The sequence below is a fragment of the Bradyrhizobium sp. 21 genome (genome assembly GCF_023073335.1).
Taxonomy (GTDB): Bacteria; Pseudomonadota; Alphaproteobacteria; order Rhizobiales; family Xanthobacteraceae; genus Bradyrhizobium.
Genome location: NZ_JADPJG010000004.1, coordinates 75276 through 100242 on the forward strand (window position 1 = coordinate 75276; position 24967 = coordinate 100242).

The 24967-nt window shown below is 65.2% G+C and carries 24 protein-coding genes; 11 read left to right on the forward strand and 13 right to left on the reverse strand.

What is annotated here, in order from left to right; translation table 11 throughout:
- The first annotated feature begins 23 nt into the window (after window positions 1-23).
- Window positions 24-1229: a CoA transferase gene (locus IVB31_RS07780; protein WP_247320503.1), complete on the forward strand. Its 1206-nt coding sequence runs from the start codon at window positions 24-26 to the stop codon at window positions 1227-1229.
- A 231-nt stretch (window positions 1230-1460) separates the two neighbouring features.
- On the forward strand, window positions 1461-2108 hold the full coding sequence (locus IVB31_RS07785; RefSeq protein WP_247320504.1) for a glutathione S-transferase family protein: 648 nt from the start codon (window positions 1461-1463) through the stop codon (window positions 2106-2108).
- 9 nt (window positions 2109-2117) lie between these two features.
- On the opposite strand, the gene IVB31_RS07790 is transcribed toward IVB31_RS07785, so the two are convergent.
- From IVB31_RS07790 to IVB31_RS07800, 3 genes are all read right to left on the reverse strand, one after another.
- Entirely contained in the window at window positions 2118-2282 is a 165-nt protein-coding gene (locus IVB31_RS07790; protein ID WP_247320506.1) for a hypothetical protein, read from the reverse strand.
- A gap of 27 nt (window positions 2283-2309) precedes the next feature.
- Window positions 2310-3869, reverse strand: coding sequence for a hypothetical protein (locus IVB31_RS07795; protein WP_247320507.1), 1560 nt, complete (start codon window positions 3867-3869; stop codon window positions 2310-2312).
- A 93-nt stretch (window positions 3870-3962) separates the two neighbouring features.
- Entirely contained in the window at window positions 3963-4958 is a 996-nt protein-coding gene (locus tag IVB31_RS07800) for a hypothetical protein (protein ID WP_247320888.1), read from the reverse strand.
- Window positions 4959-5250: 292 nt separating this feature from the next.
- Here IVB31_RS07800 and IVB31_RS07805 point away from each other — a divergent pair, with 292 nt between their 5' ends.
- Both IVB31_RS07805 and IVB31_RS07810 read left to right on the forward strand, forming a co-directional pair.
- Window positions 5251-5622, forward strand: a complete 372-nt coding sequence (locus IVB31_RS07805) for a Crp/Fnr family transcriptional regulator (protein ID WP_247320509.1) — start codon at window positions 5251-5253, stop codon at window positions 5620-5622.
- Window positions 5619-6431, forward strand: a complete 813-nt coding sequence (locus IVB31_RS07810) for an MBL fold metallo-hydrolase (protein WP_247320511.1) — start codon at window positions 5619-5621, stop codon at window positions 6429-6431. Before IVB31_RS07805 ends, IVB31_RS07810 begins: the two co-directional genes overlap by 4 nt.
- A gap of 187 nt (window positions 6432-6618) precedes the next feature.
- On the opposite strand, the gene IVB31_RS07815 is transcribed toward IVB31_RS07810, so the two are convergent.
- From IVB31_RS07815 to IVB31_RS07825, 3 genes are all read right to left on the reverse strand, one after another.
- On the reverse strand, window positions 6619-7116 hold the full coding sequence (locus IVB31_RS07815) for a TPM domain-containing protein (RefSeq protein ID WP_247320513.1): 498 nt from the start codon (window positions 7114-7116) through the stop codon (window positions 6619-6621).
- Window positions 7117-7119: 3 nt separating this feature from the next.
- Entirely contained in the window at window positions 7120-8004 is an 885-nt protein-coding gene (locus IVB31_RS07820; RefSeq protein ID WP_247320515.1) for a YgcG family protein, read from the reverse strand.
- A 138-nt stretch (window positions 8005-8142) separates the two neighbouring features.
- A complete protein-coding gene (locus IVB31_RS07825; RefSeq protein ID WP_247320516.1) occupies window positions 8143-8751 on the reverse strand; it encodes a LemA family protein in 609 nt (202 codons plus the stop codon).
- Window positions 8752-8935: 184 nt separating this feature from the next.
- Here IVB31_RS07825 and IVB31_RS07830 point away from each other — a divergent pair, with 184 nt between their 5' ends.
- The 3 genes from IVB31_RS07830 to IVB31_RS07840 are packed head-to-tail and all read left to right on the forward strand — an operon-like array spanning window position 8936 to window position 12153.
- Window positions 8936-9790: an enoyl-CoA hydratase gene (locus IVB31_RS07830; RefSeq protein WP_247320518.1), complete on the forward strand. Its 855-nt coding sequence runs from the start codon at window positions 8936-8938 to the stop codon at window positions 9788-9790.
- Between the two features lie 5 nt (window positions 9791-9795).
- Window positions 9796-10944, forward strand: coding sequence for an acyl-CoA dehydrogenase (locus tag IVB31_RS07835; RefSeq protein WP_247320519.1), 1149 nt, complete (start codon window positions 9796-9798; stop codon window positions 10942-10944).
- 12 nt (window positions 10945-10956) lie between these two features.
- Window positions 10957-12153, forward strand: coding sequence for an acyl-CoA dehydrogenase family protein (locus tag IVB31_RS07840; protein WP_247320521.1), 1197 nt, complete (start codon window positions 10957-10959; stop codon window positions 12151-12153).
- A 177-nt stretch (window positions 12154-12330) separates the two neighbouring features.
- Here the strand turns inward: IVB31_RS07840 and IVB31_RS07845 are convergent, their stop codons facing one another.
- Together IVB31_RS07845 and IVB31_RS07850 are read right to left on the reverse strand one after the other, a co-directional pair.
- Entirely contained in the window at window positions 12331-14655 is a 2325-nt protein-coding gene (locus tag IVB31_RS07845) for a xanthine dehydrogenase family protein molybdopterin-binding subunit (RefSeq protein ID WP_247320522.1), read from the reverse strand.
- Window positions 14656-14769: 114 nt separating this feature from the next.
- A complete protein-coding gene (locus tag IVB31_RS07850) occupies window positions 14770-15645 on the reverse strand; it encodes a dihydrodipicolinate synthase family protein (RefSeq protein ID WP_247320525.1) in 876 nt (291 codons plus the stop codon).
- Window positions 15646-15925: 280 nt separating this feature from the next.
- On the opposite strand from IVB31_RS07850, the gene IVB31_RS07855 reads away from it, so the two are divergent.
- On the forward strand, window positions 15926-16201 hold the full coding sequence (locus tag IVB31_RS07855) for a hypothetical protein (protein ID WP_247320530.1): 276 nt from the start codon (window positions 15926-15928) through the stop codon (window positions 16199-16201).
- 49 nt (window positions 16202-16250) lie between these two features.
- Here IVB31_RS07855 and IVB31_RS07860 read toward each other — a convergent pair whose 3' ends face one another.
- The gene (locus IVB31_RS07860) at window positions 16251-17216 is read right to left on the reverse strand and encodes a VOC family protein (protein WP_247320532.1); all 966 of its coding nucleotides are present in this window, start codon (window positions 17214-17216) and stop codon (window positions 16251-16253) included.
- A gap of 228 nt (window positions 17217-17444) precedes the next feature.
- On the opposite strand from IVB31_RS07860, the gene IVB31_RS07865 reads away from it, so the two are divergent.
- The gene (locus IVB31_RS07865) at window positions 17445-18311 is read left to right on the forward strand and encodes a S1C family serine protease (RefSeq protein WP_247320534.1); all 867 of its coding nucleotides are present in this window, start codon (window positions 17445-17447) and stop codon (window positions 18309-18311) included.
- Complete coding sequence (locus IVB31_RS07870; RefSeq protein WP_247320536.1) at window positions 18308-18679, forward strand: helix-turn-helix transcriptional regulator; 372 nt, start codon at window positions 18308-18310, stop codon at window positions 18677-18679. Before IVB31_RS07865 ends, IVB31_RS07870 begins: the two co-directional genes overlap by 4 nt.
- Here IVB31_RS07870 and IVB31_RS07875 read toward each other — a convergent pair.
- The 4 genes from IVB31_RS07875 to IVB31_RS07890 form a co-directional block, all read right to left on the reverse strand.
- The gene (locus tag IVB31_RS07875) at window positions 18674-19744 is read right to left on the reverse strand and encodes an ATP-binding protein (protein WP_247320539.1); all 1071 of its coding nucleotides are present in this window, start codon (window positions 19742-19744) and stop codon (window positions 18674-18676) included. The genes IVB31_RS07870 and IVB31_RS07875 overlap by 6 nt on opposite strands.
- Window positions 19731-20423, reverse strand: coding sequence for a response regulator transcription factor (locus IVB31_RS07880; RefSeq protein WP_247320541.1), 693 nt, complete (start codon window positions 20421-20423; stop codon window positions 19731-19733). The genes IVB31_RS07875 and IVB31_RS07880 overlap by 14 nt, the downstream gene beginning before the upstream one ends.
- Window positions 20424-20523: 100 nt before the next feature.
- Entirely contained in the window at window positions 20524-20988 is a 465-nt protein-coding gene (locus tag IVB31_RS07885) for a hypothetical protein (protein ID WP_247320543.1), read from the reverse strand.
- A gap of 169 nt (window positions 20989-21157) precedes the next feature.
- Window positions 21158-23494, reverse strand: coding sequence for a Tex family protein (locus IVB31_RS07890; protein WP_247320545.1), 2337 nt, complete (start codon window positions 23492-23494; stop codon window positions 21158-21160).
- A 245-nt stretch (window positions 23495-23739) separates the two neighbouring features.
- On the opposite strand from IVB31_RS07890, the gene IVB31_RS07895 reads away from it, so the two are divergent.
- A complete protein-coding gene (locus IVB31_RS07895; protein WP_247320547.1) occupies window positions 23740-24852 on the forward strand; it encodes a ring-opening amidohydrolase in 1113 nt (370 codons plus the stop codon).
- Window positions 24853-24967 lie beyond the last annotated feature (115 nt).

Consider the following 24967-nt stretch of genomic DNA (forward strand, 5'->3'; position numbering starts at 1 on the left):
AAGAGCGAGGGAGCAGCGCCGCGATGGAAAAGGGCATTTTTGCAGGGCTCAAGGTTCTGGACTGCGCGAGCTTCATCGCAGCGCCCGCGGCCGCGACCGTGCTGTCGGATTTCGGCGCCGACGTCGTCAAGATCGAGCCGCCCGGCGCCGGCGATCCCTATCGCAATCTGCCGAACCTGCCGGGCTATCCGAGCAGCGAGCACAATTTCGCCTGGTTGCTGGAGGCCCGCAACAAGAAGAGCCTCGCGCTCGACCTCGTAAAGCCCGAGGCGCAGGCCGTGCTCTACAAGCTCGTCGCGGAGACCGACGTCTTCATCACCAACATGCCGCCGCCGGTGCGTGCCAAGCTCGGCATCACCTATGATCACCTCGCCCATCTCAACGACCGGCTGATCTACGCCTCCTTCACCGGCTATGGCGAGAAAGGCGAGGAGGCCAACAAGCCCGGCTTCGACAGTAACGCCTATTGGGCGCGCTCCGGCCTGATGGACCTGGTCCGCGCCGACACTGACACCACGCCGGCCCGCTCGGTCGCCGGCATGGGCGACCATCCTTGCGCCATGGCGTTGTACAGCGCGATCGTCACCGCGCTCTATCAACGCGAAAAGACCGGCAAGGGCTCGCATGTCGCCTCCAATCTGATGGCGAACGGCGTGTGGGCGGCGAGCGTGCTGGCGCAGGCCAAGCTCTGCGGGGCCAAGTTCAGCGAACGGCGGCCGCGTGAACGCGCGCCGAATGCGGTGGGCAACCACTACCAGTGCAAGGACGGCCGCTGGCTGATCCTATCGCTGCTCAACGAGGATAAGCAGTGGCCGACGCTTGCCCGCTGCATCGGGCGCGAGGACCTGATCGCCGATCCGCGCTTTGCCACCAAGCCCGATCGCCACGCCCGCTCGGCCGAGCTGATCAAGGTCCTGGACGAAACCTTTGCGACCAAAGATCTCGCCGAATGGCGCAAGATCCTGGACGGCAACGGCCTGGTGTTCGGCGTCGTCGGCATTCTCGACGACATCCCGAACGACAAGCAGATGCTCGACAACGAGGTGCTGGTGCCGTTCCAGAACGACACCATGCTGACCATCTCCAGCCCGATCTGGATCGACGGCACCAAGAAAGTGCAGCCACGCAAGCCGCCCGGCGTCGGCGAGCACAGTGACGAGATATTGCGTGGCGCGGGATACGACGAGGCCGCGATCAAGCAGCTGCGCGGGTCGGGGGCGGTGGGGTAGGCCCGACGGCTCGCTGCATCTCCTATGTCGTCCCGGCGAAGGCCGGGACCCATAACCACGGGGAGAGGTTTGGCGAAGACCCGTAGTTCGGTACGCCTACCAACCGCAATCGATGGATTCCGCGGTATGGGTCCCGGCCCTCGCCGGGACGACGTTGGGAAGGTATCGTGCCCCAAGACGCTTCGGTATGATCGATACAACTTCACCAGTACATTCACCTCGTGAGGTCCCATGCCCAACTACCGCCTGCATTACTTCCCCGAATCCGGCAACAGCTACAAGCTGGCGCTGATGCTGACGCTTTGCGGCGAGACATTCGAGCCGGTATGGACTGATTTTGGCGGCGGCGTCACGCGCACGGCGGAATGGCGCAAGGCCGTGAACGAGATGGGCGAGATTCCCGTGCTCGAGGTCGACGGCGTGAAGATGACCCAGACGGCGCCCCTCCTCTTGAGGCTTGCCGAGCAATATGGCCGCTTCGGCGCCGAGACGGCGGAGGAAAAGTTCGAGCTGTTGCGCTGGCTGTTCTGGGACAACCACAAGCTCACCGGCTACATGGCAACCTATCGCTTCATGCGCGCCTTCACCCAAAACAACGATCCGCAGGTGCTGAAGCACTTTCGACGGCGGCTCGAGGACTTCCTCGGCATTCTCGAGGGCCATCTCCAGCACAATGCCTTCGCGATCGGCACGAGGCCAACGGTCGCCGATATCTCGATGATGGCCTATCTGCACTATCCGAGCGACGAGCACGGCTTCGATTTCGCGACCAGCCATCCTGCCATCCACGCCTGGCTTGGCCGCATGGCCGCCCTGCCCGCTTGGAAGCCGGCCTACGAACTTCTGCCCGGCAAGCGGATGACGAATTATGCGAAGTGAGAGCGTCGATTACTTCAGCGCCAGCCAGCCGAGTGTGAACAGGATTCCGCCGATGATGACGACCGCTACGATGGCCGAGATGCTGACGCGAACGCTGCCGGTAACCTGCTTGGCCTCTTCATTCTGCGCGATCTCGCGATTGCGCTCCTTGTTGGCTTCGCTGGAGTCCGTCATAGGTCATCCAAACCGGTTCGAGACAGCTTAACGCGTCTTGATGAAGCACATGCCGATGCGGCGCGATGCCGAAGCAGCCTGGCAGGCCAGTCCTTTAGCACAGCTCCATGACGTAAAACTCCTGTCAGCCGATCCAGATCCCGCAGTTTCCAGGGAACAATGCGCGCCCCAGCCGTCCTGATACTCGGTGCCGGCCAGCTCATCGCTGCCGCGGGTCTGCGGCCGGCTGGCAAATCCGCGTGAGAAATCAGGGCGTTTCCCCGCCGCGAATGCGGTCATGATGTCGCGGCGGCGGACCTGATCGCCGAGAAAATGCGGCGAAGCCGGCACGATGGCGGAGTTGGCCGGCTTATCCCCGAGCCAATCGACGCCCGGGAAATGGAAGCCGCCGATGCCGCGGGTCTGGTGGCAGCCGGCGCAGGTGACGTCGTTGAGGCGGCGCTGGAAACCTGCGACCGAGCGGATGTTCTGCATGTCACCGCGCGCGGCAGCCTGTTTCAACGCACCGACCACGTCGTCGTTGGTGAAGAGGGGATCGCCCTTGTTGTTGTCCTTGTTGTTGTCCTTGCCTTCCCCCTGCATCATGCCGAACTCCGGCAGCAGCGGGGAAGCATCGAGGCCGGCCGGCGTCGGCACCACCGCGGCCATGGCCAGGAATTTTTCCGGGATCAGCACCGTGCCGCGATCGAACGCGCGAAGATGGTCGGGCGCGAGCAGCCAGGTCTTGAAGTCGCGACGGAGATCATCGTCAGCCAGGATCCGATCGCGGTCGATCTGGTTCTCCAGCGTCGATTCCTCGAACGTCTTCATCGCGGCGTCGTATTTGAACACCTTGAGCAGATAGTCCGAGCGGAAATCGTGCAGCGGCGATTTCGCGGCGATGGAGATCTGGATGTTGGTCTCGATGCGGTCGAGCATGGCATCGTAGGGATAGAAGGGGCTGCCGATCAGCCCCTGCCAGTCGCCATTGTCGAGCCACCGCCTCGCGATCTCGGCACAGGTGACCGGCTTGCCGTTCGCATCCATCTGGCGGGCATCGCGCGCCTTCATCACCAGATTGAACGTCATCGGCAGGCGCGTCGCGGTCTTGCTGCCGTCCGGCTTGCTGTCGAAATGTGCGAGACGGTAGATCAGCCTGATCTCGCCGCAAGAGTCGTCCGCGACATAGGCGCGATCCATGCGGTTGACGATGCCGGCCAGCACGAAACGCGTGTCGCGGGACTTTAGATTGGCCCGATCGAACAATTGCACGTCAAAGCCTTCGCCGACGCCGATGGTCTCGGTCGGATATGCCGCCTTCTGCCGGGCGATGTAACGATCAAACTCCGCGTCGATCGCGGGCGGAATGTCCTTGAGCTGCGACAACCACGAAAACATCAGGTCGGTCGTCAGCGGAAAGTTCGCGTTCCGCTCCGGCCACAACAGGCGTGAGATCGTCAGCGCGTCGTGCTGGTCGAGCTCGCGCAGGAGATCCGGATCGGTGATCGCCGTGCCGCGCGTGAATGGCACGGTCTCCGCGGCTGATAACGACAAGACGCCACCGAGAAATACGGCGGCAGCAACGAGAATTCGCAACGCGCGGCTCATGCCTTAGGTAACACCGCGCGGCGAGAGCTATTCAAGCAAAAAGGCGCTTCACATGGTGGTGAAGCGCCTCCTCGGCAGTCAGGTATCGGCCGCTCAGCGCGCGACGATCAGCCCCTTGCTGGTGACGACCACCCAGCGGCCGTCCTGGCGGCGGATCGCATCGACACGGCCGACCCCCGGGATGGGGTCACCGGCATAGACCTCGTAGAGGCCACCGCGGCCCTGGACCAGCGCACCGCCATTGGAGACGTCGCGCAGCACCCAGCCTTCGACCGTCGGAAGCCGGCCGATTTCGGTCTTGGGCACGGCGGGCGCCGGGGCAGTTGCGGCGGGCGCCGGCGCAGCTGCGGCGGTCGCAACCGGGGTCGGCGCGATCGAGCCGGTGGTCTCTTTGGCGGGCACGGCGGCTGCGGCCTGTGCGGGCACCGCGGGCGGGGTGGCACGGAGCTTGTCGACGCTCTCGGACAGCTTGGCGATTTTGGCCATCGGCTCGGCCTGCGCCTTCTCGAGCTTGTCGAGGCGGTCGTTGGTCCGGTTGAACTGACCGAGGCCGGTCTTGGATGTGTGCTCGACATTGGCCTTGAGCGCGACGACATCGGCGTCGATCCGGGCGACCGAGGATTCCAGCGCGCTGGTATCGGCGACCTGCGCCGGCGCGGGGGCTGCGAAGTGCATCATGCCGGCGGTCGCGAGCGCGCCGCTGATGGCGCCGACACTGGCCGCGATCGCCACCACCGCGGCCATCGCCGACAGGCGGCGCTTGCCGCCGGCCTCGCGCGGCTCGTCCGCCTTCACATGCGGCGCAAAGTCCTCGCGGTCCCAGGAATGCGCGGGTGCCATGACAATGAGCTTGCCGGGCTTCGGCTCGGGCTTGCTCTCGGGCTTGGTCTCAGCTTTGGCTTCGAGCTTCGGCATCTCGATCTTCGATGCCTCGATTTTTGGCGGCTCGACCTTGACCGGATCGGGCTTGGGCGGCGTCTCATGGTCGGGGGCAATCGAGGGGGCCTCGATCGCGGCAGCCTTGATGGCCGGCGGCGCGGTCGCTGCGGCTTCAACGGCGCCAGTATCCTGGACGGCCTGCTCGGGCATTGTTTCGCTCACGGCTCAAATACTCCAGTCTTGGTTGACCTTTTGGTAACTTTCATTGCTTGCGAAATCCTTACCTCCTGCCCCGCTTACGGAAATTTTAGGAAGTCATCCGGGGCCGAATTTGGCCGGGAAAGTGGAACCGGTGTGACGGCGTGCAACAAATTGTAATCGGATGCTGCCCTGCGGGAGGCCGCCAGCTGGCCTAACGCCTTGTTGCCGGAATTAATTCCCCGGTTAACATGACCCGACCGTATCCCATCGGCCAGAAGGCCGTGGGTGCCAGGGAGGCACAATGACGATCGAGAAGTGCATCAACGCGTTTGGTGTCGATGACGTCATATTCGAGGAGGGATCGACAGGCCGCGAACTCTTCGTCGTACTCGACGGTGAAGTCGAGATCGCCAAGATCAACGGTGCCAGCAAGACCAGCATCATCAAGCTCGGAAAGGGCGAATTCTTCGGCGAGATGGCCGTGATCGACGGCTCGGCGCGCTCGGCGACCGCGATCGCGGCGGCACCGAACACCAAGGTGATGAGGATCAACCACGCCCGCTTCGTCTATCTCGTCAGCCAGCAGCCGGCGTTCGCACTGATGGTGATGGACGCGCTCTCCAAGCGCCTGCGCGCATCCAACGATGTCACCTACCGGGCGGCACAGTCATGAGCGAGCGCAAGCCGACGGCCTTTCCGATCCTGATGAAAAACGACACCTGTTCGCTGATCCAGGCTGCGGACAACGTCTTCCAACTCCGCTTCTCCAACCGTGCCGCCAACGCTTACCTTGTACGCGGCTCGGCGCGCACCATCCTGATCGATGTCGGCCTGTCCTCGAATTATCCGGCGATGGTGGAATGCCTGAACTTCGCCGAGTGCCCGCCCGAGAAGATCGACATGGTGGTGCTGAGCCACGAGCATCTCGACCACATCGGCGCCGCCTGGCACTTCAACGAGCGCCGCACCTTCGTCGCAGCCCATCGGCTTGCCGCCAACAAGATCATGCTGCGCGACGATTTCTCGATGCTGCGCAAGATGTTCAACGAGCCGAACGTGCCGATCAATGTCGACATCTGGCTCGAGGAAGGCAATCTGATCGACCTCGGCAATTTCCGTCTCAACGTGATGTACACGCCCGGCCACACCTCGGCCTGCATCACGTTGTTCGACCAGGACAAGGGCCTGCTGTTCGCCGCCGATACCCTGATGCCCGGCGGCGTGATGGGCGGCGTGTTCGGTTCTGGCAGCATCTCCGACTACATCCAGTCGCTGGAGCGCATCAAGGGGCTGGATACCAAGATCCTGTTGTCGGGACATGGCCGCTTGTCCGATACGCCGCAGGAGGACGTCCGCATTGCGATCGCGCGGTCGCATGGCCTGCTGGACGATACGGCGCAATTGTTCGACGCGCTGGACGCGCGCTCGAACTTCGAGCCGATCATGCAGTCGGTGAGGGATCTGAACAAGCTGGATGATTAGGGGGGCTTTCGCCAGAACGTGCATTCGCGAGGCAAGCACGACACCACCGCAATGTCGTCCCGGCGAAGGCCGGGACCCATAACCACAGGAAGTGGTTTGGCGAAGACTCGCCGTCTGGGACTCACACCGTCCGCGATCGATAGACCTCGCGGTATGGGTCCCGGCCTTCGCCGGGACGACACTGGAGTCACATCACCACCGGCGCATCCGGCAATTCGTTGCGATGCGGTCCGCCCGGCGGGAAATGCCGCGCCAGCTCCCGCGACACCGCCTCGATGCCGCCGATCACGCCGTGCTCGAACCGGCCAGACCCGAACTCGGCTTCCATCGCACGGCAGATGCTCTCCCAACGCTCTCCACCAACCTTCGAATCGATGCCGCGATCGGCGACGATCTCGACGTCGCGGTCGGCGAGCAGGAGATAGATCAGGACGCCATTGTTGTGCGCGGTATCCCAGATCCGCAAATGCGAGAACACGTCGATCGCGCGCTCGCGCGCTGGCTGGTTGCGAAAAAGTGACGCGCCGTCGAGCGCGCCTTCGACCACGAAGCGGATTTGGCCGGAATGACCGGCTTCGCCGCGCCTGATCGCCTGCTCGATGCGGTCGAGCACGCCTTTCGGAAACACCTGCTTGGCCCGCCAATGGTGCTGGAGCAGATGCCGGGTGATGCGCTTGATGCTCATGACCTACCAGCTCCCCGAGGCGCCGCCGCCGCCAAAACTGCCGCCACCGCCGCTGAAGCCGCCGCTCGACGACGATCCGCCGCTCCAGCCGCCGGATGAGGAGCCGCTCGACCATGAGCCGCCGCGCGACGATCCCGTGCCCGTCCCCGTGAACAGATCGGCGATGAAGGTCAGGATCGAGCCGAGCATGGCGACGCCCAATCCGATGACCGCAGAGCCGATCACCAACCAGGCCAGCCCGCCGACGACCGCGCCGGTCACCAACGAACCGAGCAGCCGCCCGAATAGGCGCCGCAGGATGCCGCCGATGACCAGCGGGCCGAACAGCACGAAGTAAAAAAGCGGCTCGATCTCGTTCCAATTGCCGAAATTCACGCTACGCGAGGGCGTCGGCAACGGCTCGCCGTCGATGACGCGGATCATGCGATCGACGCCAGCGACGATGCCGCCGGCGAAATCGCCGCTCCTGAATTTCGGCGTGATGTCTTCGTCGATGATCCTTCGCGAGGTGACGTCGGTGAGCGCGCCCTCGAGGCCGTAACCGACCTCGATGCGCAAATGCCGGTCGTTCTTGGCGACCACCAGGACCGCGCCGTCGTCGATCTTCTTGCGCCCGATCTTCCAGGCCTCCGCGACGCGGATCGAGAATTGCTCGATCGTCTCCGGATCGGTCGTCGGCACGATCAGGACAGCGACCTGACTACCCTTGCGCGTCTCGAAATCCTGCAGCTTTTGCGACAGCCCGGCGATGTCGCCGCTGGAGAGCGTGCCGGTCTGATCGACCACGCGGCCGGTCAGCTGGGGTATGGCGACGTCTGCCGAGGCGGGGAATGCTGAGCCAAGCAACAGCGAGAATACGACTATCGTGCGCCACAACTTCGCTGTCATCGCCCGGCTCGACCGGGCGATCCAGTATTCCAGAGACGACAGCGGGATACGGTGATGCCGCGGCGTACTGGATTCCCCGCTATCGCGGGGAATGCCGGCGGTGGGTGGGGCGAAACGCATGCGCAAGACGGTGCGCGCTTACTTCGACGGCGCTGGCGCGGGGTTGAAATCGACCTTCGGTGCGGTCGAGATCTCCTTCTCGTTCGCGACCGAGAAGTTCGGCTTCTCCTTGTAGCCGAACATCATCGCGGTAACGTTGCTCGGGAACGAGCGGATGGTGACGTTATAGTCCTGCACCGCCTTGATGTAGCGGTTGCGCGCCACCGTGATCCGGTTTTCGGTGCCTTCGAGCTGTGACATCAAATCCTTGAACAGCGCATCCGACTTGAGCTGCGGGTAATTCTCGGTGACCACGAGCAGCCGCGACAGCGCGCTGGAGAGCTCGCCCTGGGCGGCCTGGAACTTTTGGAACGTGGCGGGATCATTCAACACCTCGGGCGTCGCCTGGATGCTGCCGACCTTGGCGCGGGCATTAGTGACGCCAAGCAGCACGTCCTTCTCCTGCTGCGCAAAACCTTTCACCGAGTTGACGAGGTTGGGCACGAGATCGGCGCGGCGCTGATACTGGTTCACGACCTCGGACCAGTTGGCCTTGATCTGCTCGTCCTCGCTCTGGATCGCGTTATAGCCGCAATTGGTGAGGCTCAACGAGGCCAGCGCCGCCAGCACGGTCAGGATCTTGCGCATCAAATTTCTCCCGGTGGAATCGGGCGCAAGCTACCAGATTGCGCGCGCGAGATGCCAGACATCTTGCGTCCCAGCCGTGGCCTGTGAAAAGCAGCCGATGTACGCAAGCCTCTTGCTTAATCCCGGCTGTAATAGTCAACTTGAGGGAACAATAATGCCAGGTCGGGAACGCCAGGGGAACGCGATGAGCTCGTTCGAGACCATCCTCGTGGAGAGGCCGGAGCCGGCGATTGTCCGGGTCGTGATGAACCGGCCCGACGCGCGCAACGCGCAGAACCTGCAAATGACCTACGATCTCAACGCCGCCTTCGATCAGGCGGTGCAGGACGACGCGGTCAAGGTGATCATTCTCGCCGGCAATGGTCCGCACTTCTCCTCAGGCCATGACCTGCGACCCGGCAGCAAGAATGAAGCGGGCGTGGATTTTCCGCCGATCGGAAATTGGGGCGGCTTCGCCGAAGCAAACGCTCATGGCCGCTACGCGCGCGAGCAGGAGATCTATCTCCAGATCACGCGGCGCTGGCGCAACCTCGCCAAGCCGACCATTGCAGAGGTGCACGGCAAGTGCATCGCCGGCGGGCTGATGCTGGCCTGGGCCTGCGATCTCATCATCGCCAGCGACGATGCGCAGTTCTGCGATCCCGTGGTCACCATGGGTGTCTGCGGCGTCGAATGGTTCGTGCATCCCTGGGAGCTCGGCCCGCGCAAGGCCAAGGAATTTCTGTTCACGGCCGATAGCTGGAGCGCGCAGGAGGCGCATCAACTCGGGATGGTCAACCGGGTCGTGCCGCGCGCAGAGCTGTCATCCGCCGTGCTGGCGCTGGCGCGCAAAATCGCGTCAAAACCGTCCTTTGCGCTGAAGCTGACCAAGGAGGCGGTGAATCGTTCGGTCGACGTCATGGGCCAGCCGGCCGCGATCGACCAGGCCTTTGCGCTGCATCAGCTCTGTCACGCGCATAATCTTCAGGAGTTCGGCATGATCGTCGATCCATCCGGCCTGCATCCCTCCGTGCGCAAGCCGCCTGCGGCCGCGGAGTAGACGCGATGGATCTCAATCCCAGTGACGAGCAACGCCTGCTGCGCGAAAGCGCGGAGCGCTTCGTGGCCGGAAGCTACGATGCCGATCACCGCCGCAAGTTGGCGAACGACCCTCTCGGCTTCAGCCCGGCGGTCTGGAAGCAGTTCGCCGAGCTCGGCTGGCTGGCGTTGCCGATCGCGGAAGAGTTCGGCGGGCTCGGCGGCGGCGCGGTCGAGATCGGCATTTTGATGGAAGCCTTTGGCCGCGGGCTGGTGTCGGAGCCGTATATCGCGACGGTCGTGCTCGGGGCTGCGTTGATCGAGAAATGCGGCAGCGCGCCGCAAAAGCAGGCGAGACTGCCGAAGGTCGCGGACGGATCGCTCAAACTCGCGTTTGCGCATTCCGAGCGCGCGGCGCGGTTCGATCTCGCCAAGGTCGCGACCGTCGCCCACAAGACGGCGCAGGGCTGGCGCCTTGCCGGCAGCAAGATCGCGGTCCTCGACGGCCATGCTGCCGACGAGATCATCGTCTCCGCCCATATCCATGATCATCAGGGACCGTCGGGACGGATCGGCCTGTTCCTGGTGCCGGCGAAAACGCCGGGCGTTGCCGTCAACGACCATGAGCGCCTCGGCGGCGGGCGCGCCTGCAACATCGAGCTGTCCGATGTGCAACTGCCGGAGGATGCCCTCCTCGGGGACCGCAGCGATGCGCTGCCGGCGATCGCATGGGCCGTCGACCGCGCCATGGCCGCGCTCGGCGCGGAGGCCGTCGGCATCATGCAAGTGCTCCTGGACACCACGCTGGAATACACCAAAGTCCGAAAGCAGTTCGGCCGGCCGCTCTCGGCCAACCAGGTGATCCGCCACCGCCTCGCCGACATGGCGATGCAGGTCGACGAGGCGCGCTCGATGGCGCTGCGCGCGGCGCTGAAGGTCGATGCGGAGCCGGTCGAGCGCGCACGGGCCGCCTCAGGGGCGAAGGCGAAGATCGGCAGATGCGCGCGCTTCGTCGGCGAGCAGTCGATCCAGCTTCACGGCGGCATGGGCGTCACCGAGGAGCTCGAGGTCGGCGCCTATTTCAAGCGGCTGGTCGCCTTCGACACGCTCTTCGGCGGCAGCGCGCACCATTATGGCCGTCACGCCCAGCTCGGCCGCACCGCCGTGCCGGCCTGACAAGGAGGCATCATGGATCTGTCGTTCACCACCGCGGAGCGCGCCTTTCAGGACGAGGTGCGCAGCTTCATTGCCAAAAATCTCACCGAGGAGATGAAGCGCGCGACCGCGCTGACGCCCTCGGTATTCTCGGACCCCGATATCGGCATGGCTTGGCAGCGCACCCTGCACAAGCAGGGCTGGGGCGCGCCGGGCTGGCCGATCGAACATGGCGGGCCGGACTGGACGCCGGCGCAGCGCTGGATCTTCGAGACGGAATCCGCGCGCGCCGGTGTACCGAACGTCAACGTGATGGGCGTGAAGATGGTCGGCCCCGTCATTATCGGCTTCGGCAGCCCCGAGCAGAAGAATTTTTACCTGCCACGCATTCTCTCCGGCGAGGATTATTGGTGCCAGGGCTATTCCGAGCCGGGCTCCGGATCCGACCTCTCCTCGCTGAAGACGCGCGCGGTGCGCGATGGCGACGACTACATCATCAACGGCACCAAGATCTGGACCACGCATGCCCATCACGCCAACCGCATGTTCGCGCTGGTGCGCACCAGCGACGGCCCGCGCCAGCAGGATGGCATCAGTTTTGTCCTGATCGACATGAAGACGCCGGGCATCACGACGCGCCCGATTCTCACCATTGGCGGCGACCACGAGGTCAACCAGGTCTTCTTCGACGATGTACGCGTGCCCGTCGCCAACCGCGTCGGCGAGGAAGGCAAGGGCTGGACCTACGGCAAATATCTGCTCGAGTTCGAGCGCGGCTCCGGCATTGCGTCGGCAAAGCTGCGCGAGGGACTGAAGGCGATCGCGGAGCTCGCCGAGTCCGACCTGACGGGACGCGCGATCGACAGTCCCGATATTGCGACACGCATCTCGGAGGTCGAGGTCGATATCGACGCATTGGAAATGACCGAGCTGCGCTTGCTCTCGGCGTTGCAGACCGGACAAAATCCCGGTGCAGTGTCGTCGATCCTGAAGCTGCGCAACAGCGAGATCCGGCAAGCCGTGACGCGGTTAGGCGTCGACGTCATCGGTCACGACGCGCTCGCGGTCGAGCCGATGCGCCCGCTCTACAAGCTCAACCACGCGCCGGCGCTGCCGGAGGAGATGCTGACAATGGTGCCGGAATATCTCAACGGCCGGGCGTATACGATCTTCGGCGGCACCTCGGAGATCCAGCGCGATATCATTGCGAAGATGATGCTGGGGATTTAGCCTGAGCTGCGCAACACTCCGCCGTCGTCCCGGCGCAGGCCGGGACCCATAACCCCAGGGAGGCGTGTGGCGCGAGCTGCTAACCACGAGCCTTCGCCAAACTCCGCTGGGAGGCTATGGGTCCCGGCCTGCGCCGGGACGACGAGTTGAGATTGGCGCTGCAGCCGGTGCAATAAGCTATTCGCCCACCTTCGCGTCCCGGATCGCCTGCCAGATCTTCTGCGGCGTCAGCGGCGTGTTGAGCTGGGTGATGCCGAGCTCGGCGAGCGCGTCCATCACGCCGTTGGTGACGCAAGGGGGGCCGCCGATGGCGCCGGATTCGCCGCAGCCCTTGGCGCCGAGCGGATTGGTGCGGCAGGGCGCGGAATCGTCCAGCGTCACCACGATCGGCGGAACGTCGTCGGCGCGCGGGATGCAGTAGTCCTGATAGCTCGCGGTGAGGAGCTGGCCATCCTCATCGTATGACACGCCTTCATATAGCGCCTGGCCGATGCCCTGCGCGACACCGCCATGGATCTGCCCCGTCACCAGCATCGGATTGACGGCGACGCCGACATCGTCGACGGTGGTGTAGCGCACGACCTTGGAGACGCCGGTCTCCGGATCGATCTCGACCTCGCAGATATGCGTGCCGTTCGGCCAGCTCGGCCCGTCGACCTCGCCTTCGGAATCGACGCTGAGTTTTGCGCCGCCTTCCTTCTCGGCAAGATCGAACAGGCTGATGCGGCGGTCGGTGCCGACCACGGTGAGCATGCCGCCTTGATACTCGATGTCCTCCACCGAGGTCTCCAGCACGTTCGCGGCCTTCTCGCGCGCCTTCTGGATCAGATCGTTGGAGGAGACCGCGACCGCCGTGCCGCCGACGAACAGCGAACGCGAGCCGACGCTGCCGAAGCCGGTCGCCAAGTCGGTGTCGCCCTGGACCACGTCGATCTTGTCCATGGGGATACCGAGCGAGTCGGAGATCATCTGGGTGTAGGTGGTCTGCAACCCCTGCCCCATCGCCATGGTGCCGGAATGCAGGATAACGCGGCCCTGCGAGGTCGCGTGCAGGCTGACTTTCTCGGTATGGGCGCGGCCGCCGGTCCATTCGATGTAGGAGGTGAGCCCGCGGCCGTAGAGCAGGCCCTTCTTCTTCGCGGCCTTCTTGCGCGCGGCAAAACCGTCCCAGTCGGCAAGCTTGACGGCGCGATCGAGCATGTGCGCGAAGGCGCCGGAATCGTAAACCTGCCCGGCTGCGTTGGTGTAGGGCAGCTGCGCCGGCTTGATGTAGTTCGCCTTGCGGATCGCGCGCGGATCCATGCCGATTTTTCGCGCGGCGGCGTCGAACAGGCGCTCGACGATGAAGACCGCCTCGGGACGCCCCGCGCCGCGATAGGCCCCGACCGGCGCGGTGTGGGTCATCACCGACTTCACCTCGAAATGCACCAGCGGCAAATCATAGACACCGGTCTGGACGAACGGTCCGAGCACCAGCGGGATGATGTTCGCCGCACCCGAGGAGTAGGCACCGGTGCAGCCGATCGACTTGACGCGATAGGCCAGCACCTTGCCCTTCTCGTCGAGCGCGAACGAGGCCGTCGAGGTCAGATCGCGGCCGTGGGTGCCGCCGACGAATTCGTCGGTGCGGTCGCCGCGCCAGCGGATTTTCTTGCCCAGCTTGGTCGCGGCATAAGCGACGATGCCGTCCTCCGGATAGAGGTTGGTCTTCTGGCCAAAGCCGCCGCCGATGTCGCCGACCAGCACGCGCACGCTGTCCTTGGGGCGCTTGAGCACGGCTTCCGCCAGCACGTCGCGGGTCGAAGCCGGCGTCTGCGACTGCACATGCAGGAGGAGCCGCCCGGACGTCTTGTCGATCTCGGCGATGGTCGAGCGCGGCTCCATGGCCGACGGCACCAGGCGCTGGCTGACGAGATCGAGCTCGACGGTATGCGCCGCCCTGGCAAAAGCCTCGTCGACCTTGGCCGCATCGCCATAGCTCATGGCGCCGACGATGTTGTCGGGCGCCTCGGGCCACACCAATGGCGCACCGGGCTTGACGGCCTCGACGGGATCGACCACCGCGGGCTGCACGTCGTATTCGACCACGATCGCTTCGGCTGCGCTCTGCGCGTCAGTGCGCGAGGAGGCGACCACGGCGACCACGGCCTCGCCGGCGTAGCGCACGATTTCATGGGCGAGCAGGCGGCGCGGCGGCACCGTCATCGGCTTGCCGTCGGGGCGCTTGAAGATGCTCAGCGTCGGGATGGTGCCGATATCGTCCTTGACGAGATCAGCACCGGTATAGATCGCGGTGACGCCGGGCATCGCGGCGGCGGCGCCGGTGTCGATCGAGACGATCTTCGCGTGGGCATGCGGCGAGCGCAGCAGGTACAACCACAGCGCGCCCTCCTCCGGCTTGTCGTCGATGAACTGTCCCTTCCCGGTGAGCAGCCTGAGGTCTTCCAAACGCTTGACGGGCTGCCCCGCTCCGAAACGCAAATTGCCGGGAAGAATGTTCATTCCGTGGGTCCCTTGATCTCTCAAATGCGGCCGCCTTTTAGCGGATCGAGGCATGCGAGACCAGCCGCGGTTTTGGGCGGCATATCCACGATTTCATCATGCCGGGTATGGCGCCTAGCCAAGCTCCCGCAAGGCCGCTTCCACGACTTTGCGCGCATCAGCGGTGAGCGCGGCCTGCGGCGGGACGGGGTCGCCGACCTCGTAGCCCTGGATGGCCAAGCCGGCCTTGATGCAGGCGGCGAGGTTGAAGCGGGCAAAGGCTTCGTTGATGCGCCACAGCCTGCGCTGCAGCGCCATGGCTTCGTCCCAGCGGCCGGCCTTGCAGAGATCGTAGAGCGCCACACTCTGGCGCGGGATGATGCAGGCAGGGCCCGCCATCCAGCCGAGCCCGCCGATCAGCATCACGGCGGCCGGGATGTGGGCGGAGGCCGAGAACACCCGCAAGGCATCGCCGCAGCGGTTCATGATCGAGAGCAGCCGGCCGGTATTGGTCGAGGCGTCCTTGATGTAGCCGATGCGCGGATGTTCGGCGAGACGCGCGATGACATCGAGCGTGAGATCGGAGCGCTGGAATTGCGGATTGGTGTAGATGACGACGGGGATGTCCACGGCATCCGCGATGCTGCGGAAATAGGATTCGACCTGGGCATCGGCGAGCGGGAAATAGGCTTCCAGGATCGCCAGAATGCCGTCGGCCCCGAGCTTCTGATACGCTTTCGCCTGCGCCATTGCGTCCGCCGTCGAGGTCGAGGCGACGCCCGCGATAACAGGCACACGTCCCTTCGCCGCCTCGATCGTGGTCTGCACGATCGCGGTACGTTGCGCAGCGTTGAGATAGGCGAACTCGCCGGTTGAGCCGAGCGGCGTCAGCCCGTGCACCCCGGCACCGATCAGATCGTCACAGAGCTTTGCAAGCACCTTCGTGCGCACCGCACCGTCGGCATCGACGGGCGAGACGAGATAAGGGAAGACGCCGCGAAAATCGGACATTGCAGGGAGTGTTCCGAAAGGTCGGGCGCCGCGCGCACCGTGATCGGTGCTAACACGCGGAAATATCGCCAGCAAGTTGCGCATTGACGACGTCTGATGGACGCCGCGCAGCCGGGTGTCGCGGGAATGCGCTGAAGTCCTCGCCCACAATCAAAAATATTTGACACGATGATATACATCCTTCCGGTGTGAACGGCTTCACACGGGGCTTTGCCATGCGGGTCTAGCGTCGCGACGCTGCGAAAGCGAGCGCAGCGATCTCTTAGCGAGGAGACAGGCTATGGAAATTTGCATTACCTTCGGTGGCAAAAAGCACTGCTTCTTCCTGCCGCTCTTTCAAATCCCGATCCACTGGGGCAAGCCCGGCCCCGACCCGCACAACTACCCCGCCCTGTTCCAGGATTCCATGATCCTGGCCGCAGTGGCCAATGTTGCAAAACAGATCACCGACGAGAATGTGCGGAAATCAGTCGAGCAAGGGATCACGGCCGGTTTCCAGGCCGCGCAGAAGCACGCTGGTCCGGACGTCACGATCAACGCCGTGGCGCGCGGCTGACCGCACGCTGATCACAATGCGCAAGATGTGAGCCGTTCATGCGAGCGGCTCACGCCTTGAGCAGCCGCACCCGCGTGCCCCAGGGATCGATCGCCTCGACGCCATTCGCAAGCGCCATGACTTGCGCGCCGCCCTTGCGCAGGCGTTCGTCCTGCGCGGCAAGCAGGTCCGGCTTCTCCGTCACCAGCGAGAACCAGGCGAGGCCCGTCGTCTGGTCATCGCGTTGACCGGCGCCCTGGCTCTGCCAGACGTTCATGCCGAGGTGATGGTGATAGCGGCCCGACGACAGGAACGCAGCGCCGTTGCGGCTGCGGGTCGGGTCGAGGCCGATCGTGCCGTGGTAAAAGCTCTGCGCCTGCGCGAGATCGCCGACGCGCAGATGCATGTGGCCGATGCGCATCCCGTCCGGCGCATGGGCATAATCAGGCACGCGCGTATTGGTCAGCGACAGCAGGTCGGGAATGTTGAGCTCGTCGGCCGCCATCTTCACGCTGCCCTCGCTCCACTGCCATTGGGAGGGATCGCGGTCGGCATAGACCTCGATGCCGTTGCCTTCGGGATCGTCGAGATAGACCGACTCGCTGACGAGGTGATCGGCGAAGCCCGACATCGGCACCCGATGCGAGGCCGCGTGCACCAGCCAGCGCGCGAGGTCCTTGCGCGTCGGCATCAGGAAGGCGGTATGGTAGAGGCCAGCGGCGTTGCGCGACTCTATCTCGGCATTAGGACGGGCCTCCAGCACCAGCAGCGTGATGCCGGCCGTGCCGAGCTTCGCGGCCGTGGCCGAACGTTCCATCACGGTGAGCCCGATGACGTCGCGGTAATAGTCCGCGACCTTGTCGAGATTCTTCACCCGCAGCGTCACCATGCCGACCCGCATCGGCGTGCGGGTGGCATAGGTCGGCCCGCCACCCTGCGGTAAGCCCTCCGCGCGCGCCGCGCCTGCGGCCGCCATTGCGAGCGAAGTGGCGCCGGCGAGTTGAAGCAAGGTGCGGCGGGTGAGATGGATGGTCATCTGTCGGGGCTCGCTGAAAATCGTTGAGGCGGCGTAATTCCCGGATTGCTACACGTTCCCGTGAGCGGCTCCCAATCACATGTTCGTCGGCCGTGGTCTTACGGACCAGCTTTCCTTGTCAGCTTTCCCTTGCCAGTTTCCTGGCCATCCGGCCAGTTTCGCAATCGGCCGCGACATCCCAGATTGGAGGCAGCTTACAGGAGCTTTGATACCCTGCAGGAGTCTTGCATGACCGACCCCACCCCCCTGTCCTCACTGTCGTCGGCGCTCGCGGACGTTGTGGCGCGCACTGCGCCGTCCGTCGTCAGCGTCCGTTCGCATCGCTCCCGCGCGACCGGGTTCGTCTGGAAACCCGGCCTGATCGTCACTGCCGACGAGGCCCTGGCCGACGAGGGCGACGTCGAGATCGGCCTCCCTGACGGCAGCACCGCGGCCGCCACGATCGCCGGGCGCGACCATACGACGGATATCGCATTGCTGCGCGCCGATACCGTGATGACGCCGGTCAAGCTGGCCGCCACGGTCCCGCCCCTCGGCGCGCTGTCGGTCGTCATCGCCACCAACCGCGAGACGCCGAGCGCAGCGCTCGGGATGGTGTCGCTGTCCGGCAAGAGCTGGCGCTCCTTGCGCGGCGGCGACATCGACGCGCGGATCGAGCTCGACGTCGGTCTGCGCTCCAGCCAGCAGGGTGGCCTTGCGGTCGATGCGTCGGGCGACGCTTTCGGCATGGCCGTGCTCGGCCCGCGGCGTGTGCTGGTGATCCCGACGACGACGATCGAGCGGGTCGCGGCCCAGTTGGAGGCGCGCGGCCGCATTGCACGCGGATATCTCGGCCTCGGGCTGCAGCCGGTCCGGCTCGACGACGGCGTCGGCGCGATGGTGATGAATGTCGACAAGGCCGGACCTTCCGCCGCGGCCGGCATTCGTCAAGGCGACGTCATCGTCGCGGTCAACGACCAGAAACTGTCCGGCGTGCGCGCGCTGTTGCGGACGCTGGGCCCGGCGAGCGTCGGTGCGGTGATCGACGTGGCCGCCCGCCGCGGCGGCGAGCCGGTGAGCTTCAAGGTCACGGTCGGCGAAAGGCCGGAGGCGTGAGCGAGGACACCACGCCCGAGATCGTGCTCGCCTTGGAGATCGACGATCCTGCGCTTGCCGACCGCCTCGCGACACTGCTCGGCAGTGTCGCGGGGCTTCGCCTTGCTGCGGCCGGCGAGACCGCTGCAGCGACTGTGGTCGCGCGCGACCCGCGCGTCATGCCGGAGGACATCGCGCTGACGCAGCGCGAGCTCGACGTGCTGGCGCTGATGGCGGAAGGCGCCTCCAACAAGATGATTGCGCGCCGGCTCGACATCTCCGTGCACACCGTGAAGTTCCATGTCGGCTCATTGCTCGACAAGCTGGATGCGACCGGCCGCACCGATGCGGTGGCGCATGCGGCACGCCGCGGCGTGATCGAGCTATGATGTCGTCGGGAAGCTGAGCCGGACCGTGAGCCCCGGCGCATTGTCATGCAGCGCAATCCCGGCGCCATGGAGGCCGGCAACGGCAGCGACCAGGCTCAAGCCCAGCCCGTTGCCCGGCGTGTAGCGGCTCTGCTCGAGCCGGTAGAAGCGCTTGAACACGCGATCGCGCTCCTCAGTGGGAATGCCCGGACCATCGTCGGCGATTGCGATCGTCGCACCACCGTCGGCCCGGCGGCAGGTGACCGTCACCCGTCCGCCTTTGCAGCCGTGCTTGATCGCGTTGTCGACGAGATTGGCGATGGCGTCGAACAGCAGGTCGCGATCGCCGGTGATCGCCACCTCGCGATCGCTGCCCAGGCTGAGCCGCGTCGCGACCTGCTCGGCGGCGGCATCGTAGAGCTCGACGACCTCGCCGGCAATTTCAGCAAGGTTCAGCGTGCGAAACGCGCTGCGGCGGGCGCGGGTCTCGATCTCGGAGATGCGGGTGATGGAGGCGAACATGCCGAGCACGGCGTCGAGATCGGAGATGGTGTCGCCGATCAGCGCCGCGTCTGCCTCGCTGTTGCGCGGGGTGTGATAGGCCTTTTCCAGCCGGCCGCGCATGCGCGTCAGCGGCGTGCGCAGATCGTGGGCGACGTTGTCGCTGACCTGCTTGACCTCGCCCATCAGTGTCTCGATGCGGTCGAGCATCTGGTTGAGGTTCTCGGCGACGCGGTCCCACTCGTCGTGGCTGCCGCGCAAGGGAATGCGCTGGTCGAGGCCGGACATCATGATGGCGCGGCTGGTGGCGTTGATCTGTTCGATCCTCCCGACCGTGCGCCGCGTCACCAGTACGGCCGCTAGCCCGGCAAGCACGAGCATGAGCACGGCAACCGCGGCCATCGCGAGCTCGATCATCGCTGTAAAGCCGCTGTGATCGCCGGCATCGCCGGCCCGGCTCTGCACATAGGCGATCGTGCCGAAATAGACATAGGCCATGATCGCCGCGACGATCAGCCCGAATGCCGCAATGGCGATCAGAGCCAAGCGGAAGGTCGAGGAGCGGAGCGTTTTAACCAGGAGCACGGAGACAATATCCGATGCCGCGGATGGTGTGGATCAGCGGATAGGCCTGGGCATCGTCGACCTTGCGGCGGACGCGCCCCACATAGACGTCGATGATGTTGGTGGAGGGATCGAAGTGCAGGTCCCAGACATGCTGGAGCAGCATCGCGCGGGAGACGACGCGCCCCTCGTTGCGGACGAGATATTCGAGCAGCTGGAATTCCCGCGGCAATAGCGGAATCTTCCGGCCGCGGCGACTCGCGTTGCGCGCGATCAGGTCGATGGCGAGGTCGCCGACCCGCAGAAGCGTTTCCTTGGCAACGGTCTCGCTGCGGCGGCCGAGCGCTTCCAGCCGCGCCAGCAACTCTGTGAAGGAGAACGGCTTGACGAGATAGTCGTCGCCGCCGGCGCGCAGGCCACGCACGCGGTCGTCGACCTCGCCGAGCGCGGAGATAATCAGGAACGGCGCGGCGATGCCGCCGTCGCGCAATTGCCGCATCACGCTGATGCCGTCGATGTCGGGCAGCATGCGGTCGATGGTGATCACGGCATAGTCGCGCGCGGCGCCGTGGCTCAGGGCTTCGCGCCCGTTAGCTGCGAGATCGACGTCGTAGCCGGAGGTCGTCAGCTCCTCGACAAGCTGGCCAGCGGTTTCCGGATCGTCCTCGACGACCAGGATGCGGCGGTGACCTCCGGTCATGACAAACTCCGCGCGACGATCGCCACCAGACTATCCCGTTCCGGGGCTGAGCGGAACCGCCCGATGGCGATCGCGACAATGGTGCGGTACGGCGATGCGACTACCAGTAGTCTCCGCACACATTGACCCATTGCCACCCATAGGGCGTCAAGCTCCTGCGCCAGCAACCGTCATTGTAGCCGGCGTAATAGTAGGGCGCGCCGAAGACGGCGAAACGCCGGAAATGATGGTGGTGGAAGAAGGCGTGGTGGCCGTGCCAGCCGGCACCCGCAAAGCGTGGTCCGATCGCGGCATGCGCGAAGCGGGCCCCGCCAAACGCTGGCCCGCCGGCATGGGCGAAGCGCGCGCCGCCCATGCCGCCGACATGCATGCCGCCGAAGCCGCCGGCGTGCATGCCACCGCCGCCAAAATGCCCGCCACCGCCAAAGCCGCCATGACCCCCGCCGCCGAAACCACCACCGTGGCCGCCGCCCCCGCCTCCACCTCGAGCTAGAACCGGTGAAGCGAGCGCCATCGCTGCGGCGATTGTCACCGCGGTGAGGCCCTTGAGAAGCCTGTTGTTCATCGAAGCATCCTCCATGCAGCGCGGCGACACGCCTGCCGCGCCAGGAGGATCAAATGAGAGGAAGGGACAGGCACCTTCAACTTACAAACGCGCCAGATTCTGACGCGGAAGTTAGGGAGGCGGTGCTCTCTCGCTCCCTCGCCCCTTTCTTACGGGGAGAGGTTAAGAGTCACGCGCGCTTGCCGCCGTTCTTCTCCGCTGCGCGGCGCAGCGCTTCGGCGAGGGCGCCGCCGGCGGAGGATTCCTGTTGGCGCGGTGCCGACGAGGTCATGCGGGCGGGTTTGCGCGAGCTGTTGTCGCGCTGCATGCCGGGCGCATCCTTGTTGGAGCCGACCTCGTCGTCGAGGCGCAGGGTCAGGGAGATGCGCTTGCGGGCGACCTCGAAGTCCAGCACCTTCACCTTGACGATGTCGCCGGGCTTCACCACCTCGCGCGGATCCTTGATGTAGGTCTTGGACATCGCCGAGATGTGCACGAGGCCGTCCTGGTGCACGCCGATGTCGACAAAGGCGCCGAAGGCGGCGACGTTGGTCACGGTGCCCTCGAGGATCATGCCCTTTTTGAGATGCTTGATCTCCTCGACGCCGTCCATGAACACCGCGGCCTTGAACGCCGGTCGCGGGTCGCGGCCGGGCTTCTCGAGCTCGCGCAGGATGTCGGTGACGGTCGGCAGACCAAACGTCTCGTCGACGAAATCCTTCGGCTTCAGCGTGCGCACGATCTCGCTGCTGCCGATCAGCGCCTTGATGTCGCTCTTGGTGGCGCTGAGAATCCGCCGCACGACGGGATAAGCTTCCGGATGCACGCCGGAGGCATCGAGCGGATCCTCGCCGCCGAGGATGCGCAGGAAGCCAGCGCACTGCTCGAACGCCTTGGGCCCGAGCCGCGGCACCTCCTTCAGCGCCTTGCGCGACTTGAACGGGCCGTTGGCGTCGCGGTGTGCCACGATGCTCTGGGCAAGGCCGGAGCCCACGCCCGACACGCGCGCCAGCAGCGGTGCGGAAGCGGTGTTGACGTCGACGCCGACGGCGTTCACGCAGTCTTCGACCACGGCGTCAAGCGATTTTGCAAGCTTGGCCTGGCCGAGGTCGTGCTGATACTGGCCGACGCCGATCGCCTTGGGCTCGATCTTGACCAGCTCGGCGAGCGGATCCTGGAGCCTCCGTGCGATCGAGACCGCGCCGCGCAGGGTGACGTCGAGGCCCGGCAATTCCTCCGAGGCGAAAGCCGAGGCCGAATAGACCGAGGCGCCCGCTTCCGACACCACGATCTTGGTCATCTTCAGCTCGGCCAGGCCCTTGACGAGATCGGCCGCGAGCTTGTCGGTCTCGCGCGAGGCGGTGCCGTTGCCGATCGCGATCAGCTCGACGCGATGTTTCAGCGCGAGCTTGCCGAGGATCGCCAGCGCCTCGTTCCACTGCCGCTGCGGCTCGTGCGGATAGATCACGGCGGTATCGACGACCTTGCCGGTCGCGTCGGTGACGGCGACCTTGACGCCGGTGCGGAAGCCGGGATCGAGCCCCATGGTGACGCGGGTGCCAGCGGGCGCGGCGAGCAGGAGGTCGCGCAAATTGGAGGCGAACACGCGCACGGCCTCGGTCTCGGCCGCATTCCACAGCCGCATCCGCAAATCGATGTTGAGATGCACCTGGATCTTGGTGCGCCAGGCCCAGCGCACGGTGTCGATCAGCCAGCGGTCGCCGGCGCGCTTGAGGTCCGCGATGCCGAACCGCTTCATGATCTTCAGTTCATAGGCGCTCGGCACACCGGGCGGCGACACCTCGATCTCGGCCTGCATTTGCAGGTCGAGGATCTCTTCCTTCTCGCCGCGGAACATCGCGAGGATACGGTGCGAGGGCAGCTTGGTCAGCGGCTCGGAGAACTCGAAATAGTCGGCGAACTTTTCGCCCTCGGTCTTCTTTCCCTCGCGCACCTTGGAGGCCATGCGCGCATTGGTCCACATCTCCTCGCGCAGGGCCCCGATCAAATCGGCGTCCTCGTCGAAACGTTCGACCAGGATGGCGCGGGCGCCGTCCAGCGCGGCAGCGGCATCGGCGACGCCTTTCTCGGCGTTGACATAGCTTTCGGCCACGACCTTGGGATCGTTCGTGGGCTCCGCCATGAGCTGATTGGCGAGCGGCTCGAGGCCGGCTTCCTTGGCAATCTCGGCCTTGGTGCGGCGCTTCGGCTTGAACGGCAGATAGATGTCTTCGAGGCGGGCTTTGCTGTCGGCGGCGAGGATGGAGGCTTCGAGTGCGGCATCGAGCTTGCCCTGCTCGCGGACCGATTCGAGGATGGCCTTGCGGCGGTCTTCGAGCTCGCGCAGGTAACCCAGGCGCTCCTCCAGGGTGCGCAATTGCGCGTCGTCGAGCGCACCGGTCGCTTCCTTGCGGTAGCGCGCGATGAAGGGAACCGTGGCGCCGCCGTCGAGCAGCGTCACCGTCGCCTCGACCTGCTCCGCTCGGACCCCAAGCTCCTGCGCAATTTTCTGGTTGATGTTTGCCACGCGAGAATCCCTCTATCCAAGCACGCACCGCGGGGCGAACCACCGGCTGCGGGACGCCGCTTATGGACCAACCGGGGTTGATTCATCAAGGTACCGCGGACGACCGTCGACAGGGGATTTTTTGTTGAAGCGATGTGATCTCGCCACATTCGTGGGGGTGTCGGCGCGTCGCTTGTGGCTTGACAGATGCCGCTGTTCCACGGCTGGTTGAGCCGCCGGACCACCGAACTGCTTATGAGGACTCAATGCGGACGACATCGGTCGGCGTCTTCAAAGTCGCCACCAAGGGCCCCGGCGACGTCTCCGGCCTCATGGCCATGATCGGCTCGGGCACGATCGATCCAAAGACGATTCTGGCCATCCTCGGCAAGACCGAGGGCAATGGCGGCGTCAACGACTTTACCCGGGAATATGCCGTCGCCGCGCTGTGCACGGCGCTGGCGCCGCAGCTCGGCCTGTCGCCGCACGAGGTCGAGCAGCGCATCGCTTTCGTCATGTCGGGCGGCACCGAGGGCGTACTCAGCCCGCACATCACCGTGTTCACGCGCCAGGACGTCCCGCAGCGGCCGGCAGGCATCGCAGGCAAGCGGCTGAGCATCGGCATGGCGCACACCCGCGATTTCCTGCCTGAAGAGCTCGGCCGCTCCGCACAGATCACGGAGACAGCCAGGGCCGTGAAGGCGGCAGTGGAGGATGCCGGTATCACCGACCCCGCCGACGTCCATTTCGTGCAGATCAAGTGCCCACTGCTCACCAGCGATCGCATCGAAGCGGCAAACGCGCGTGGCAACAAGACGGCCACGACCAGCGCTTACAGCTCGATGGCCTATTCGCGCGGCGCCTCCGCGCTCGGAGTTGCGGTCGCGCTCGGCGAGATCGCAACTGACGTCCGCGACGACGACGTATTACGGCGCTACGATTTGTTCTCGAAGGTGGCCTCGACCTCGTCCGGGATCGAGCTGATGCACAACGTCGTCATCGTGCTCGGCAACTCGGCGGCGTCAGCGAGCGAATGCGAGATCGGGCATGCCGTGATGAGCGATGCCATCGATTCCGCCGCAGTCATGTCCGCGCTGAACAGCGTTGGGCTCGGCATCGCGCCGCAGGTAACCGCGGGCCGCGAGCTCGTCAACATCTTCGCCAAGGCCGAGGCCTCGCCTGGTGGCAGCGTGCGCGGCTTCCGCCACACCATGCTGGAAGACACCGACATCAGCTCGACTCGCCACGCCCGCGCGGCGGTCGGTGGCTTGATTGCCGGCCTCGCCGGCACCGGCGCGGTCTACGTCTCCGGCGGCGCCGAGCACCAGGGCCCCGCCGGCGGCGGGCCGATCGCGGCAATCGCAAAGCTCTCGAATTGATGCGTGCGCATGCAATGCGGGATTACCTCTCCATCCGGCGCAACCCTGCCCTTCGCGCCGCCTCAGTTGATTAAAATGTTCCTGTGCGAAACTAAGGTGGCGCCGCACGAAGAGG

Bases quoted from the DNA above. Each gene is read 5' to 3' on its own strand.
- IVB31_RS07780 (WP_247320503.1), top strand. From the start codon at position 24: ATGGAAAAGGGCATTTTTGCAGGGCTCAAGGTTCTGGACTGCGCGAGC.
- IVB31_RS07785 (WP_247320504.1), top strand. From the start codon at position 1,461: ATGCCCAACTACCGCCTGCATTACTTCCCCGAATCCGGCAACAGCTAC.
- IVB31_RS07790 (WP_247320506.1), bottom strand. From the start codon at position 2,282: ATGACGGACTCCAGCGAAGCCAACAAGGAGCGCAATCGCGAGATCGCG.
- IVB31_RS07795 (WP_247320507.1), bottom strand. From the start codon at position 3,869: ATGAGCCGCGCGTTGCGAATTCTCGTTGCTGCCGCCGTATTTCTCGGT.
- IVB31_RS07800 (WP_247320888.1), bottom strand. From the start codon at position 4,958: ATGCCCGAGCAGGCCGTCCAGGATACTGGCGCCGTTGAAGCCGCAGCG.
- IVB31_RS07805 (WP_247320509.1), top strand. From the start codon at position 5,251: ATGACGATCGAGAAGTGCATCAACGCGTTTGGTGTCGATGACGTCATA.
- IVB31_RS07810 (WP_247320511.1), top strand. From the start codon at position 5,619: ATGAGCGAGCGCAAGCCGACGGCCTTTCCGATCCTGATGAAAAACGAC.
- IVB31_RS07815 (WP_247320513.1), bottom strand. From the start codon at position 7,116: ATGAGCATCAAGCGCATCACCCGGCATCTGCTCCAGCACCATTGGCGG.
- IVB31_RS07820 (WP_247320515.1), bottom strand. From the start codon at position 8,004: ATGACAGCGAAGTTGTGGCGCACGATAGTCGTATTCTCGCTGTTGCTT.
- IVB31_RS07825 (WP_247320516.1), bottom strand. From the start codon at position 8,751: ATGCGCAAGATCCTGACCGTGCTGGCGGCGCTGGCCTCGTTGAGCCTC.
- IVB31_RS07830 (WP_247320518.1), top strand. From the start codon at position 8,936: ATGAGCTCGTTCGAGACCATCCTCGTGGAGAGGCCGGAGCCGGCGATT.
- IVB31_RS07835 (WP_247320519.1), top strand. From the start codon at position 9,796: ATGGATCTCAATCCCAGTGACGAGCAACGCCTGCTGCGCGAAAGCGCG.
- IVB31_RS07840 (WP_247320521.1), top strand. From the start codon at position 10,957: ATGGATCTGTCGTTCACCACCGCGGAGCGCGCCTTTCAGGACGAGGTG.
- IVB31_RS07845 (WP_247320522.1), bottom strand. From the start codon at position 14,655: ATGAACATTCTTCCCGGCAATTTGCGTTTCGGAGCGGGGCAGCCCGTC.
- IVB31_RS07850 (WP_247320525.1), bottom strand. From the start codon at position 15,645: ATGTCCGATTTTCGCGGCGTCTTCCCTTATCTCGTCTCGCCCGTCGAT.
- IVB31_RS07855 (WP_247320530.1), top strand. From the start codon at position 15,926: ATGGAAATTTGCATTACCTTCGGTGGCAAAAAGCACTGCTTCTTCCTG.
- IVB31_RS07860 (WP_247320532.1), bottom strand. From the start codon at position 17,216: ATGACCATCCATCTCACCCGCCGCACCTTGCTTCAACTCGCCGGCGCC.
- IVB31_RS07865 (WP_247320534.1), top strand. From the start codon at position 17,445: ATGACCGACCCCACCCCCCTGTCCTCACTGTCGTCGGCGCTCGCGGAC.
- IVB31_RS07880 (WP_247320541.1), bottom strand. From the start codon at position 20,423: ATGACCGGAGGTCACCGCCGCATCCTGGTCGTCGAGGACGATCCGGAA.
- IVB31_RS07885 (WP_247320543.1), bottom strand. From the start codon at position 20,988: ATGAACAACAGGCTTCTCAAGGGCCTCACCGCGGTGACAATCGCCGCA.
- IVB31_RS07895 (WP_247320547.1), top strand. From the start codon at position 23,740: ATGCGGACGACATCGGTCGGCGTCTTCAAAGTCGCCACCAAGGGCCCC.